The following is a 14223-nucleotide window of genomic DNA, read 5'->3' as shown; positions in this document are numbered from 1 at the left end:
GTTCATAATACAACTAAAATAAAATCGAATTATTCCTATTCTAACAAGGATTATAAGTGGTATGCGGTAAATGTTAATTAACAAAAATAAAACATTTTGGAAAATATTGCTTTTTAATAAATGTAATGATTAAATCAAATTATCCGGATAGTGGTAAATATTTCCTATCTGAGAGATACTGGCCAGTATCAAGAAATGTTTCTCGCCCTCTAAAAAAAATCAGGAGTTGATCAAGTATGAAATCGTTATGGAAAAACAGTGTAGCGGTTTTCACCATTCTCTCCATTCTGCCATTTTCACAAACTGCTGTTCACGCTGAACAAAAACATTCGGAGTCGGTTAAGACTTCTCAAGTAGACGTACAAACGAAAAAATTATCAATCGAAAAAGAAGGTACATTGTCAGCGGCTGAACGAGCATTCGTAGGAAAAGTAAAAGCGAAGAAGGGTGTACATCGCCAAGGCGATCTGTATGTGGTCTCCCGTGGCGAAATGCCTACCTCTGGCTATAGTTTGAAGGTCGTTGGAACAAAGCAAGGATGGGAAATGCTCACGGTTTATGTAGAACTGTCAAATCCTGCTCCAGAAGACATTGTAATGCCAGCGGTGCACACACCTTATATCATTGTACGGGCAAGCCTACCGCCTTACACAACCATGGTGTTTATGGATGCAAAAACTGATAAGGTGTTGTTCCAATAAAGTGCTTGATGGATAGAATGAAAAAAGGCCGGATGCTTATATCCGGTCTTTTTTAGTAGGGGACATGCTATTTTGTATGCAAGGTGAATGGTAATTTAGGGATGATTCGAGGTTACATACGTACCGGCGATCAAATCATGGATCGAGCGTTTATCCTGACGAACAGCAATCATGATAGCGCTGACGATGACACCAATACCGAGTGTAATGACGTACACGATCCCTCCGACCAAGTTGCGTAACAGCATGGTTCCGATTCCTACAGGCTCTCCATCGAGTCGGGCGATGCGAATACCGACAATTCTTTTGCCCACCGTATAGCCATGCCAAAATACAGGCACAAGGAGGCTGTACAGCGAGGAGATGATATTGGTAACAATATTGTCTTCGGTATTGCCTGTTATGATATAGGTGATCAGCAGTAGCGGTAGTCCAACAATGATTGCATCTAGCAGCCCGGCACCGAGCCGGCGCCAAAATCCTACGGGATTGCTTGGCGATGTGGTGATTGATTCCATGTTTTCCCTCTCCTTGTTGTTCGAATAGGAATATATATGACTGCCCATTCGAAAATAGTGCAGATAAGGCTCCGTCGTTAACTAGACGGAGCCTTAATTTTCCATAAAATTATACACTTGTAAATTTATTATGACAAGGTTAAAAACATCCGGAGCATGACGGCAATCCTGCCAGGAATAGCGTCAATGACGATATGCTCATGGGAGGCGTGGGCTCCATCACCAACAGGTCCCAAGCCGTCAAGCGTTGGTGTTCCAGCATCAGCTGCGAAGTTTCCGTCGCTTGTTCCGCCTACACCTTGCTCCGTCAATTCAAAACCTTCCAGACGCGCTTGTTCCTGAGCATGCAAGAACAGTTGCTCGGTACCAGCAGTTCGTTCCATAGGAGGCTTGGTGATTCCCCCTTCCACGAACAGCTTGGCTTCCGGATGGACAGGGGTCAGCTGACTCATCAATCGGGTAATACGCTCGCTTTCCTCGCGGCTTTGGATACGAACATCAATTTCTGTCATGGCAAAGTCAGGCACGACGTTCGATGCACTTCCGCCTGTAATAGTACCGACAGACAAGGTTGTGCCCGCTTCATAATTCGTAAACGATTGAATAGCGAGGACGTGGTGAGCCAGCTCAGCAATCGCATTGATCCCCTTGGCGTGATCATTGCCTGCATGTGCAGCGCGGCCTGTTACTTTTAGAATGAAGTCTCCGCCGCCTTTGCGGCTTGTTTTCAAAGAGCCATCTCCAGCGGCGGGCTCCAGTACCAATGCATATTTACTTCTTTTTGCTTCCTCTCTAATGAGAATTTCGGAGGAAACACTGCCAATCTCTTCATCGGTGTTCCAAAAAAAGACGAGTTTATGTTTGGGCGAAAGATTATGTTCCATCATGGCGCGCAGGGCGAAATAGCTAAAAACGATCCCTGCTTTCATGTCGTAGGTACCAGGCCCATAGAGTCGGCCATTTTCCTCGCGACAAGGCTCAACGGCTAATGTTCCAATCTCTTTTACGGTATCGAAGTGACCGAGAATAAGGATTTGTTCATCGCCATCTCCATACTCCATTCGCAGTTGATTTCCGTATTGCTCTTGTGGCAAGGTCTCCACCCGACATCCCAATTGGCGAAAGCGTTCTGCAATCAGGCTGCCTAATCGATCGACAGCTTGCTTGTTATGGGTGGGTGTTTCCAGCTCTACATATGTACGCAGTTCCTCGATAATTTCTGGGAGCTGCTGCCGAAAATAGGACGTCCAATTTTTCTCCATGTCAGCCTCCTGTAAATCCTTTTACTAGCACTATAAAGCCTTGTTTGCTTTTCTGCCACAAAAATAAAGATTTGTAAATAAAATTCTGTATATTTCGCATTTAAAATACAAGTAAAAAATGATTGAAATTGTTCAGATTATGAGTAAAATAATCATTGTGATGCATAAATATAAGTTTTCATGCAAATTAATGCTACGAATAGACTGCTTTATGCGTAAAAATCATAACAACGGGGGTTCATCATGAAGAAAACAAAATCATTTATTACTCTGGTACTTACTTCTATGCTTGCGGCAGTCGTGATCGCTGGATGCGGCACAGGCAATCAAACAGCAACAGGACAAGCACCTGCGCCTTCTGCTGGCGACAAGAAAACATTGGTCATGGCTACTTCTGCTGACTATAAGCCGTATGAATATCACGATCTGAGCAGCGGAAAAGATGAGATTGTCGGCTTTGACATTGATATCGCGAAATACATTGCAAAAGAGCTCGGCTACGAACTGCAAATCAACGACATGAACTTTGACGGGCTTATTCCGGCACTGCAAACGAATCGCGCAGACTTCGTTATGGCGGGCATGACAGCAACACCTGAGCGCGCGAAGAACGCTGATTTCTCCACCATCTATTACGATGCGAAAAATACGATCGTAGCAAAGAAAGACAGTAATTTGACCAAGCCTGAGCAATTGGCTGGCAAAAAAGTGGCGGTACAGCTCGGTTCTATTCAGGAAGGGGCAGCAAAAGAACTTGCAAAGACTGTTTCCGGCTTGCAGATCACTTCGCTGAACAAGCTGCCGGAGATTGTTGAAGAAGTAAAAGCGGGCCGTGTAGATGCTGCCATTATTGAGGACACGGTAGCAAAAGGCTTCGTGGCAAACAATGACTCTCTGCAATTCACCACAATGGAAGAAAATGAAAAGAATGGCTCCGCTGTTGCGTTCCCAAAAGGATCACCGCATGTAAAGGAATTTAATGAAGTGATTAAAAAGATGCAAGACAATGGAGAAATGGACAAGCTGATTCAAAAATGGTTCGGTCAATAATCTCTCCAGACAACGAAGAATAACTGTATAAGCAGCAAGAGGGGAGAATGGGCATGAATTTGGATTTTGCACAAATCGTGCCCTATATTCCTTTCATATTGGAAGGGATAAAGGGCACGCTACTTGTTACCTTAATTTCGGTTGTATTAGGATTTTTCTGGGGCTCTATCCTCGCACTCATTAAAATTTCAAAAGTAAAATTGCTGAACTGGCTCGCGGTTGCCTATACCTCTGTTTTTCGCGGGACACCTTTGATTTTGCAGTTGACCTTTGTGTATTTTGCAACGCCTCAGCTTACTGGCTACAATATTTCACAACTGGAAGCAGCTGTATTAACGTTTACATTAAACTCAGGTGCGTACATTTCCGAGACAATTCGTGGCGGAATTTTGGCGGTGGATAAAGGGCAGTGGGAAGCGGCCAAAGCGCTTGGGGTACCTTATCACCGGATGATGCTCGACATTATTTTGCCGCAGGCTGTCAAAAATATCTTGCCTGCTCTTGTCAATGAAACGATTGCACTCTTGAAGGAATCCGCACTCGTTTCCACGATTGGTCTTGCAGACATCATGCAGAACGCGAACGTGGTCAAAGGCACCATCTTCCGCTATTTTGAGCCATACATGATGGCCGGTATCCTGTACTATGTCATGGTTATGATCCTGACTTGGGTAGCTCGCGTACTGGAACGGAGGATGAGACTCAGTGATTAAGATTGATAACATTACGAAGTCATTCGGACAACTGAATGTATTGAAGGGCATCACGACGAACATCGGAAAAGGAGAGGTTGTCGCCATCATCGGTCCATCTGGATCGGGGAAGTCAACGCTATTGCGCTGCATCAACCTGATGGAGACACCAACGACGGGTACAATTGCAATCGACGGACAGGAAATCACGGCTCCAAAAGCTGACGTAATGAGCATTCGTCAGCAAATCGGGATGGTTTTCCAGCATTTTCACCTGTTTCCGCATATGACGGTATTGAAAAACTTGACCTATGCTCCGATGAAAGTAAAAGGCATGTCTGCGGCTGAAGCGGAACAAAAGGCGAGAGAGCTATTGGCGCGCGTAGGGCTGGCAGACAAAGCGGATGTCTTTCCCTCACGTTTGTCAGGTGGTCAGAAGCAGCGTGTAGCCATTGCCCGTTCGCTTGTGATGGAGCCGCAAATCATGCTCTTTGACGAGCCGACCTCTGCCCTCGACCCAGAGATGGTCAAGGAGGTCTTGGAGGTTATGAAGGGGCTGGCTGATAGCGGAATGACCATGGCAATCGTCACGCATGAAATGCGCTTTGCTGAAGAAGTGTCAGACCGTATTTTGTTCCTCGATGATGGTCGTCTCTTGGAGGATACGCCACCAGAAGAGTTTTTCCAAAAGCCAAGAAGTGAACGTGCCCAGCAGTTTTTGGAGAAGGTTCGGTAATACAACTAGCCGCAGTGCCGATGAGGCAGCGGCTTTTTTCTTTGACACGAGCATAGACTTGGGCTAGAATCAGTAACATTATCCGTGTAAAAAAATTTTATTTATTCTATTTTGAGGAGTGACTATATTGGATCGTCAACGGTTGGTCATTTTGTTGGAAATGGCGATGATGGCGGCTCTTGCAATTGTGTTTGGACAGATCAAGGTTTTCGAAATGCCGCAGGGTGGCTCTGTGTCTCTGGTGATGGTGCCAATCGCGTTGATCGCTGTTCGCCGTGGACTCGCTGCTGGTGTCATTACGGGGCTTGTTGTCGGATTTCTTCAATTGCTCTTGGGCAGTACAGTTGTCCATCCGGTTCAGCTGTTGCTGGATTATCCGCTTGCTTTTGGTGTATTGGGTCTCGCTGGGCTTTTTCGTCTGTCTGGCTACGAAGGAACGAAGCAACGAATCATGGTACTGTGGAGCGGCCTTTTCATCGGCGTAATTGGACGATTTGTCTGTCATTTTCTATCGGGTATCATTTGGTTTGGCAGCTATGCGCCAGAAGGTATACCAGCCTGGAAATATTCCCTCTTTTATAACATCACGTATCTGCTGCCAGAAATGATTATCGCGGGAGTCGTCTTGACAGTTGTACTTAGCAGCGCATCGCAGCTGCTGTTCCCCGCACGCAATCGAGTTGCGTAAAATAAGGAAAAAATCGGTATCATGTACAAACTATCCACATAATGTAATCAGGCAGCGAGTTTTCGTTGCCTGATTTTTTACTTCTTAGACAGATACTTTTTTCAGGTGGCAGGATACATGTTTATCCGACAGCAGAATATGATGTAATATGCACGTTTTTGAGAACACCTAAAGGAGGTGCTTACGCGAAATGGGATTGCGCTCCTATCGCCTGCGACAGGGGGGCGCCTTGCGACGTGTTCTCGGGGTTGCGTTGGCTGTCGGGGGAATCACCATTTTCCTGTATTGGGCACCTCCGTGGGTTTGGTATAGCCTATTGGCATTAGCACTCATAGGGGCCGGCGTGTATTTGTATCGTGTGTAGTAATTTCGGTGAGGAGGGGTAGCATGCGGTTTTACACCATCAAGTTGCCGAAGTTCCTGGGTGGCATGATTCGGGGCATTATCGAGGCGTTCAACAAGAAAAAGTGAAGTCTCGGCCCCGAGCCTCCTTTGGGAGAAGAGTGGAGAAACGGGAGAAATGCAAAAAAGCACCTCGAGGGTGCTTTTTTTCGCATAGCTGAGATCAACTATACGCGAGTTACGAGACCGGATTTCAGTGCTCGAGTACTTACATAAACGCGCTTCGGTTTTCCATTTACGAGAATGCGCACTTTTTGTACGTTGACACCCCAGGTGCGGCGAGTTGCGCGCATGGAGTGGGAGCGAGCGTTTCCAGCTTTAGCAGATTTACCTGTTACAAAGCAACGACGTGCCATTACGATCCACCTCCCTTGTTACATCTAAACGGGATTTCCTTTGTGGGAAATACAAATACTCGACTATATTAGCACAACATTGCTGTCAATTGCAATACTTGACAAGATGATTTACCCAGTCTTTCTCGTAGGGTTGATAGGATCGACAAAACGCTTCATTTCTATTAAGTGTTAGTGTAGAATTGTAAGGAAGCATGGTTACGCTTACCTATGACGGTCAAGCTGTTTAACAGAGGAGGAGTCCTTGCATGACAGTGGAAATGAATACATCGCTTGGAAAGATCGATGTTACAGAAGATGTGATCGCACGGATTGCTGGAGGCGCGGCCATGGAAGTTTTTGGACTTGTGGGCATGGCTTCTCGCAAAGCGCTGAAAGATGGAATCGCTGAGTTGTTAGGAAGAGACAACCTGAGCAAAGGTGTCGTCGTTCATAACACAAATGGCGAAGTAGTATTGGACATGCACATTATCGTCAGCTATGGCGTGAAAATTTCCGAGGTGGCAGGCAACGTTCAACGCCGTGTTCGCTATACCTTGGAGCAAACGGTAGGCATTGATGTGACTGCTGTTAATATTTTTGTGCAGGGAGTTCGTACAGACAGGGATATGTAAGGAGGAACATCAGTTGGTACATACGCGTCTAGATGGCGTGCTGTTTAGCCGGATGGTTTACCTGGGGGCGAACCTTTTATCCGACAACGTCAGAGTAGTGGATGGATTAAACGTCTTTCCTGTGCCGGATGGCGATACGGGGACAAACATGAATTTGACTTTCTCTTCCGGTGTGGAGGAGCTAACTCGAAAAGAATCCCCCCGAATCACTGAATCGGCTGCTGCTTTGGCGAAAGGTCTGTTAATGGGAGCGCGCGGTAACTCCGGCGTGATTTTGTCCCAGTTATTCCGCGGCTTCAGCAAATCAGTCAATGGAAAAGATGAGGTTAATGCCCGTCAGTTTGCCGATGCCTTGAAAGCTGGTGTTGACTCTGCGTATCAGGCAGTGATGAAGCCGGTAGAAGGCACGATTTTGACTGTTGCCCGTGAAGCGGCGGAGATGGCTGTGCGTGCAGCGCGCACGTCAGATGATATTATCTCTGTCATGGAAAAAACATACGAGCAGGCACAAGCTACGCTGTTGCGTACGCCGGAAATGCTGCCTGTTCTCAAAGAAGTGGGCGTAGTCGACTCAGGTGGACAAGGTCTGTTGTTTATTTATGAAGGGTTTTTGCGAGCATTGCGCGGGGAAGAGCTATCTGCTGATCGTGAGCGTTCGGTACCTAAAATCGGTCAAGAAGAGCTGGACAAGCTGATTTCTGAGCAGCATCATGCACAAATCCACATGAAAACAGAGGACATCACGTACGGGTATTGTACGGAGTTTATGGTTCATGTCACACATAGCACCGAGCCCAACAAAAAGCCGTTCTCTGAAGCGCTGTTCCGCAACCATCTGGATACGATGGGCGATTCACTACTGGTCGTCTCTGATGATGAAGTCGTCAAGGTACATATTCATGCTGAGCATCCGGGAAGCGTTCTGCAATACGCTCAGCAATTCGGCAGCCTGCATCGACTGAAAATAGAAAACATGCGCGAGCAGCATGCGAACATTCTCAAAGCGGAAGAGAGCAAAGGACAGGCGAAGCCAGAAGCGGCTGTTCAGCCTGCTACAGATCTGCTTCCATACGGATTGATCGCGGTAGCTGCTGGTGAGGGAATCGCTACGATTCTGCGCAGCATGGGTGTGCATGTGGTAGTAGAGGGTGGCCAAACGATGAACCCGAGCACAGAGGACTTCATGAAGGCCATCGCAGGACTCCGTGCACAGCACATCATCATCCTGCCAAACAACAGCAATATCATCATGGCAGCACAGCAGGCATCCGACCTCGCTGAAATTCCTGTTTCTGTTATACCGACGAAGAGCATTCCGCAGGGATTGGCAGCACTGGTCAGCTTCCGTGCAGATGTTGAACCAGAAGTGAACGTGCAAGCGATGACCAAGGCGATTGCCCAAGTAAAAACAGGGATGGTAACGCACGCGGTTCGCGACACGCAAATGGGTGAGGTACAAATCAAAGAAGGCGATTTTATCGGCATGGCCGAGAAAGAAATCGTCACTGCGGGTCCTGACTTGTTAGCTTGCGCAACGACGCTGCTCTTGGGAATGGTGGAGGAAGACTCCGAAATCATTACGATATTCTTAGGAGAAGATGCGACAGAAGATCAGGCTCATGCTCTGGAGAAAGCTTTGTCCGATTCATATCCGGATGTGGAAGTTGAGATTCAGGCAGGCGGTCAACCGTTGTATCCATTCATTTTTTCTGTCGAGTAAAAGCCAACTTTTGAACACGAATGAATAGGGAGAGGAGCGATCGAGAATGCCAATTGTGATTCTTACCGACAGCGCGTCTGATATCGATGCGTCTGAGAGGCAGTCATTGGGGATCGTGGCCGTCCCGTTGAAAATCATGTTTGGGGCGGAAACGTATGTGGACGCAGTCACTATCTCGTCTTCGGAGTTTTTCGATAAGCTGAAGCAATCGAGTGTGATGCCGACGACCTCGCAACCGTCTCCGCTTGAATTTGCCGAAGCGTATAAAGCGATCTATGAGAAATATGGCAAGGACGTGCAAATCATTGCCATACTCTTATCGAGTTCCTTATCAGGTACGTATCAATCAGCGATGATCGCCAAGTCGATGCTGGATGAAAATATCGACATTACGGTGATCGATTCCCGCAAAGCTTCGTTTGTTCATGGAATGATCTGCGTGGAGGCTGCCAAAGCCGCACAAGCAGGCAAGAACAAGGAGCAGATTCTGGATCAGATTGATCGTTATTTGGATGAGGTGCAGGTATACTTTATTGTGGATACGCTGGAGTTCCTGCAAAAAGGCGGTCGGATCGGCAAAGCATCTGCCGTCATCGGCTCGCTCTTGAATATCAAGCCGATTTTGACACTGGATGCTGCTGGGTACGTGTCTGCTTTTGACAAAGTAAGAGGGACGAAGAAAGCTCTGAATCGTGTATTTGAAGCGTTGCAGGAATACGCGCAAGGCGAGCCTGTGAAAATCGCCATGCTGCACAGCAGTGTTCCAGATCAAGCGGCTGAGCTATTGGAGCGACTCAAGCAAGAGTTTACGGTAACGGATTCTTGGTTGGAACAGATTGGTCCCGTGATCGGTACGCATACGGGTTCAGGGCTACTTGGGTTCGTTATGGTGAAAGATAAGTAAGGCTTATATGTTTTAGAGAGGAGCTTCCCTGAGATAGGGGGCTTCTTTTTTATACAGAAGTACTGTTAAAAATATTTAAAAGTCATGAAAAATAAGGGGGAGGTTTTGGTGAATAAGAATGATTTCCTTATTGAGTTGGAGGATATTGTGTATGACTCTCTATTTATTGGCAGTCATAAAGAGGATTTGAACAAAGAAATTTCTGCTAATAGGTGGTCTATTTCTTTAAGTATGCGGTTAGCTAGTCAGTTCACAGTTTCTGATTTCATGAACTTTTTCCATAAAGTAATAGAGAATAGACAACAGCAAATTTTAAAATCAAATAGTGATCATGGAATGCTGTTATATGTTTGGTTCGATTGGCAGGCTTCGCAACTAAGATTTAATCTTATCTCTCAGATTCATGAAAAACTCCCTTTTAGCGAAAAAATTGAAATTCTTGATAAGCTTGAACCAATTATTAACGAATTTATTTACTTTCCTTATCATGATGGAATTCCAATAGTAGAAACAGCAAATGAAGGAAATGATGTTCAAGCAGATCGTGAATTAGATCCCGTAAAAGTATTCCTAATTTCACTTCCAAAGAAATAAAATGAAATCCATGAAGTTTGAACGCTTACCATGCTGGTTGTGGCTTAGCGGATTACCGGCTTGGCTATCCTTGACGCCCCCCTTCTTCTCAGTGGGAGTTTTTTCATTCATCCTGATTTGACCGCATGTTGTCTGCGTAAATCGGTTATGATTGCTTTACGTACAGTTTCCTCTGTAGCGCTTTCAATGGCTGTAGGATACAATGAGAGTGAATCTTGTTGAACCCCTTGTGATTCAGGAGGAGAACCGGTTGAAGTACAAAAGCGTATTTGATATTATCGGTCCAATCATGGTTGGACCATCTAGCTCCCATACGGCTGGTGCAGCTCGTATCGGTCGTGTGGCTCGCAAGCTGTTTGGCAAAATGCCTTTGCGAGCAGAAATTGTTTTTTACGGCTCATTTGCAAAAACATATCAAGGACATGGTTCTGATGTGGCGACAGTGGCAGGAATTCTTGACTTTGACACGTCGGATTTGCGTCTGAAAAATTCGCTGGTGATTGCAGAAAAAGCTGGCATGGAAGTGGAGTTGTCCACATCTGATGTTTTGACAGAGCACCCGAATACGGCGCGGATCAAGCTGTCTGATGATGAGCATCAGATTGAAATCGTTGGTGTCTCCATTGGTGGCGGGAAGATCGAAGTGTTGGAAGTAAACGGGTTTTCCTTTCAGTTGGGCTTCGATACACCGACGCTCTTGGTCTTGCATGAGGATCGCTTTGGGATGATTGCGGCTGTGGCAAAGGTGCTGACCCAGCACAACATTAATGTGGGGCTCATGGAAGTGTCTCGACACACACGCGGTTCGCGTGCTTTGATGGCAATTGAAACGGATTCGACGATCTCCCCGGAAGTCCTGGAGGAAATTCGTCAAATCCCGCATATCTTTGACGTATCCCTGCTCGCATTGAACTAAGCAAAAGGACGAGCAGGATTAGAGGAGTGAACAACCAGATGTTTCGTAATGTGGCTGAACTAGTGGAGTTGGCCGAATCCCAGGGGAAGAAGATCTCCGAGGTGATGATTGAAGCAGAAATGGAAGTTTCCCAGCGTAGTCGGGATGCCATTATGCAAGATATGTATGCCAACCTCGATGTGATGGAAAAAGCAGTGCGTCGCGGGCTTACCGAAGACATTCGCTCGCATAGCGGGTTGACGGGCGGCGATGCGAAGAAGCTGCAAACATATATGGAGACTAAGACGTTTTTGTCCGGTCCTACACTTTTGAATGCCGTCTCGATGTCTGTAGCAGTTAACGAAGTAAACGCTGCGATGGGTACGATTGTTGCAACACCTACAGCAGGAGCATGCGGCATTGTACCAGGGACGTTGTTTGCCGTCTCTGACAAGCTCCAGCCAACCCGCGAGGAAATGGTCAACTATTTGTTCACGGCAGGTGCTATCGGGTATTGCATTGCCAATAACGCATTCATTTCGGGCGCTGCGGGTGGTTGCCAGGCAGAGGTAGGCTCTGCAACAGCCATGGCCGCTGCGGCAATTGTAGAAATGGCTGGCGGTACGCCTGAGGAATCTACCCAAGCAGTGGCGATCGCGTTGAAAAATATGCTCGGTCTGGTCTGTGACCCCGTAGCCGGACTGGTTGAAGTACCATGTGTCAAACGAAATGCGATGGGAGCAGCAATTGCGACGGTAGCCGCCGATATGGCAATGGCAGGCATCAAGAGCGTAATCCCGACAGATGAAGTCATCGATGCCATGTACCGAATCGGCTGCGCCATGCCGACTACGCTGAAGGAAACCGCACAGGGTGGTCTTGCTGCTACGCAAACGGGCCGCATGATCGAAGCAAAAGTGTTCGGCGTACGGATGGAGAAGTAAGATGGCTGGTGCATATCAATCGCCCGTCTCCCTTTTGCACGGGGTAGGCGAAGAGCGGGCGAAGGCATTTGCAGGACTGGGAATCAACAGCATCGGTGATTTGCTGGAGTATTTCCCGTCTCGCTATGAAGATTACCGTGTGCGCGATTTGACAGAAGTAAAAGACGGAGAGAGGGTCACGCTGGCAGGTACGGTGTACGGCGAACCCTCTGTTCGTTTTTATGGAAAAAGAAAATCACGACTGTCCGTCAAGGTTGTCATGGATCGTGTCGTGGTGACGGCTGTCTGGTTCAATCAGACGTTTGTCAAAAGCAGGCTGTCGCCAGGCAAGGAAATACTCGTCACAGGAAAATGGGACAAGCACAAGCTACAAATCACTGTGAGCGAGATGACAGAAGTAGACTCCGAACGCGCGACAAAAAGAGGCGAGCTAGCCCCGGTCTATCCGCTTGGCGGCGATATGACGCATACCCTGCTGCGCAAAACCATTCAACAGGCGTTGCGTCAATATGGCAAGGAGATTCCTGAGATCCTTCCTGCGGATATCGTGGAGCGCTACCGACTGATGCCGCGGATGCATGCTTTTCATTCGATTCATTTTCCTGAAAATGCGGAAGATGGTCGTCAAGCGCGGCGACGGATTATGTTCGAGGAGCTTTTCTTATTTCAGTTAAAAATGCAAACTCTGCGCAAAATCAATCGGCAGCAAACAGAAGGCGTGGCTTTGGCGATTCCGATGGAAGAGGTACGGGAATTTGTGAAAGGCTTACCGTTCCCGCTGACAGATGCGCAGAAACGAGTGGTAAAAGAAATTTTGGACGACATGCGGGCTCCTCATGCGATGAATCGGCTGCTGCAAGGGGACGTAGGCTCGGGGAAAACCGTCGTAGCTGCCATTGCGCTAATTGCTGCGGTGAAAGCTGGTTATCAGGGAGCGCTGATGGTACCGACGGAAATTCTTGCCGAGCAGCATGTGCAGTCGTTGACGAAGCTCTTGTCCGATTACGGCATTCAGGTCGCGCTCTTATCTGGCTCGCTGACGGCGAAACGTAGACGCGAAGTCATCGGCTCTCTGCAAATGGGGTTAATCGATGTCGTAGTCGGTACCCATGCGCTCATTCAAGAGGATGTCTTTTTCTCCCGTCTTGGTCTCGTGATTACGGACGAGCAGCACCGATTCGGTGTGGAGCAGCGGAGAATTTTACGGAATAAAGGCTTGTCGCCTGATGTCTTGTTTATGACTGCAACGCCAATTCCGAGAACACTGGCAATTACGGCATTTGGCGATATGGATGTCTCGACGATTGATCAAATGCCTGCGGGGCGCAAACCAATCGAGACGACATGGAAAAAGCATGATCAGTTTCCGGCTGTGTTGGAGCAAATGCGGGATGAGCTGCGCAAAGGACGGCAGGCATACGTTATTTGTCCACTCATTGAGGAATCCGAAAAGCTCGATGTGCAAAACGCGATTGATGTACATGCTCAGCTCACACACATTTTCCCTGAATTCGGCGTGGGCCTGATGCATGGGCGACTGCCAGCGAAGGAAAAGGATGCTGTCATGCAAGCCTTTCTTGCGGCAGAGCACGCTGTCCTGGTCAGTACAACGGTTGTAGAGGTCGGTGTGAATGTACCGAATGCCACCTATATGGTGATTTATGATGCGGAGCGGTTTGGTCTTGCTCAGCTTCACCAATTGCGTGGGCGCGTAGGACGTGGCTCTGAACAGTCGTATTGTGTGCTGATCGCCGATCCAAAATCCGAGATCGGAAAAGAGCGGATGCGTGTCATGTGCGAGACGACGGATGGATTTGAGCTGTCGCAGCGCGATTTGGAATTGCGCGGACCGGGTGATTTTTTCGGAACAAAGCAGAGCGGCTTGCCGGAGTTTAAAGTCGCTGATTTATTAAGTGATTACAAAGCGCTGGAGGTAGCGAGGCAGGAGACTGTCAAGCTGGTAGCAGAGGATTCTTTCTGGCGGGACGAAAAGTATCACTGGCTGCGTGACTATTTGAAGAATGAGGGCGTACTGGACGGTGTCGTCTTCGATTAAGAAAGGAAGGCCTTCCCACTTCAAGGTGTGGGAGGCTTTTTCTTTTGTGGGGTGAAACCTTAAGCAGGCCATCGACGTCTATCCTCTGTAA

General features: G+C 47.5%; 17 protein-coding genes. 14 read left to right on the top strand and 3 right to left on the bottom strand.

Annotated features, from left to right (window positions below):
- Nucleotides 1-236: 236 nt before the first annotated feature.
- Nucleotides 237-701: a protease complex subunit PrcB family protein gene (locus tag C7R94_RS06015; protein WP_106779056.1), complete on the top strand. Its 465-nt coding sequence runs from the start codon at nt 237-239 to the stop codon at nt 699-701.
- Between the two features lie 95 nt (nt 702-796).
- On the opposite strand, the gene C7R94_RS06010 is transcribed toward C7R94_RS06015, so the two are convergent.
- On the bottom strand, nt 797-1219 hold the full coding sequence (locus tag C7R94_RS06010; RefSeq protein ID WP_106779053.1) for an RDD family protein: 423 nt from the start codon (nt 1217-1219) through the stop codon (nt 797-799).
- 128 nt (nt 1220-1347) lie between these two features.
- Nucleotides 1348-2481, bottom strand: coding sequence for a M20 family metallopeptidase (locus C7R94_RS06005; protein WP_106779050.1), 1134 nt, complete (start codon nt 2479-2481; stop codon nt 1348-1350).
- 243 nt (nt 2482-2724) lie between these two features.
- On the opposite strand from C7R94_RS06005, the gene C7R94_RS06000 reads away from it, so the two are divergent.
- The 6 genes from C7R94_RS06000 to spoVM all read left to right on the top strand — a co-directional run bounded on the left by C7R94_RS06000 (nt 2725) and on the right by spoVM (nt 6118).
- Nucleotides 2725-3531 (top strand): transporter substrate-binding domain-containing protein, encoded by an 807-nt coding sequence (locus tag C7R94_RS06000; protein WP_106779048.1) that lies wholly within the window; start codon nt 2725-2727, stop codon nt 3529-3531.
- 53 nt (nt 3532-3584) lie between these two features.
- On the top strand, nt 3585-4244 hold the full coding sequence (locus C7R94_RS05995; RefSeq protein WP_106779046.1) for an amino acid ABC transporter permease: 660 nt from the start codon (nt 3585-3587) through the stop codon (nt 4242-4244).
- Complete coding sequence (locus C7R94_RS05990; RefSeq protein ID WP_106779044.1) at nt 4237-4959, top strand: amino acid ABC transporter ATP-binding protein; 723 nt, start codon at nt 4237-4239, stop codon at nt 4957-4959. The genes C7R94_RS05995 and C7R94_RS05990 overlap by 8 nt, the downstream gene beginning before the upstream one ends.
- A gap of 127 nt (nt 4960-5086) precedes the next feature.
- The gene (gene thiT, locus C7R94_RS05985; RefSeq protein WP_106779042.1) at nt 5087-5647 is read left to right on the top strand and encodes an energy-coupled thiamine transporter ThiT; all 561 of its coding nucleotides are present in this window, start codon (nt 5087-5089) and stop codon (nt 5645-5647) included.
- 190 nt (nt 5648-5837) lie between these two features.
- The gene (locus tag C7R94_RS30220; RefSeq protein WP_007728365.1) at nt 5838-6011 is read left to right on the top strand and encodes a hypothetical protein; all 174 of its coding nucleotides are present in this window, start codon (nt 5838-5840) and stop codon (nt 6009-6011) included.
- A gap of 23 nt (nt 6012-6034) precedes the next feature.
- A complete protein-coding gene (gene spoVM / locus C7R94_RS05980; protein ID WP_005831022.1) occupies nt 6035-6118 on the top strand; it encodes a stage V sporulation protein SpoVM in 84 nt (27 codons plus the stop codon).
- 98 nt (nt 6119-6216) lie between these two features.
- On the opposite strand, the gene rpmB is transcribed toward spoVM, so the two are convergent.
- Nucleotides 6217-6405, bottom strand: coding sequence for a 50S ribosomal protein L28 (rpmB, locus tag C7R94_RS05975; protein WP_005831020.1), 189 nt, complete (start codon nt 6403-6405; stop codon nt 6217-6219).
- A 248-nt stretch (nt 6406-6653) separates the two neighbouring features.
- On the opposite strand from rpmB, the gene C7R94_RS05970 reads away from it, so the two are divergent.
- The 7 genes from C7R94_RS05970 to recG all read left to right on the top strand — a co-directional run bounded on the left by C7R94_RS05970 (nt 6654) and on the right by recG (nt 14132).
- Entirely contained in the window at nt 6654-7019 is a 366-nt protein-coding gene (locus tag C7R94_RS05970) for an Asp23/Gls24 family envelope stress response protein (RefSeq protein WP_007728362.1), read from the top strand.
- Nucleotides 7020-7032: 13 nt separating this feature from the next.
- Nucleotides 7033-8739, top strand: a complete 1707-nt coding sequence (locus C7R94_RS05965) for a DAK2 domain-containing protein (protein WP_106779040.1) — start codon at nt 7033-7035, stop codon at nt 8737-8739.
- A gap of 46 nt (nt 8740-8785) precedes the next feature.
- Nucleotides 8786-9643, top strand: a complete 858-nt coding sequence (locus C7R94_RS05960; protein WP_106779037.1) for a DegV family protein — start codon at nt 8786-8788, stop codon at nt 9641-9643.
- Nucleotides 9644-9751: 108 nt separating this feature from the next.
- On the top strand, nt 9752-10237 hold the full coding sequence (locus C7R94_RS05955) for a hypothetical protein (RefSeq protein ID WP_233220488.1): 486 nt from the start codon (nt 9752-9754) through the stop codon (nt 10235-10237).
- Nucleotides 10238-10487: 250 nt separating this feature from the next.
- Complete coding sequence (sdaAB, locus tag C7R94_RS05950) at nt 10488-11153, top strand: L-serine ammonia-lyase, iron-sulfur-dependent subunit beta (protein WP_106779033.1); 666 nt, start codon at nt 10488-10490, stop codon at nt 11151-11153.
- Nucleotides 11154-11191: 38 nt separating this feature from the next.
- Nucleotides 11192-12076 carry an L-serine ammonia-lyase, iron-sulfur-dependent, subunit alpha gene (gene sdaAA, locus C7R94_RS05945; RefSeq protein ID WP_106779030.1) on the top strand — a complete coding sequence of 295 codons (885 nt, stop codon included), beginning with the start codon at nt 11192-11194 and terminating at the stop codon, nt 12074-12076.
- A 1-nt stretch (nt 12077) separates the two neighbouring features.
- Nucleotides 12078-14132 (top strand): ATP-dependent DNA helicase RecG, encoded by a 2055-nt coding sequence (gene recG, locus C7R94_RS05940; protein WP_106779028.1) that lies wholly within the window; start codon nt 12078-12080, stop codon nt 14130-14132.
- Nucleotides 14133-14223: the final 91 nt, after the last annotated feature.

The sequence above is a fragment of the Brevibacillus sp. NRRL NRS-603 genome, from assembly GCF_003013445.1.
Lineage (GTDB): Bacteria > Bacillota > Bacilli > Brevibacillales > Brevibacillaceae > Brevibacillus > Brevibacillus formosus.
This window is presented reverse-complemented; position numbering and strand designations above follow the sequence as displayed.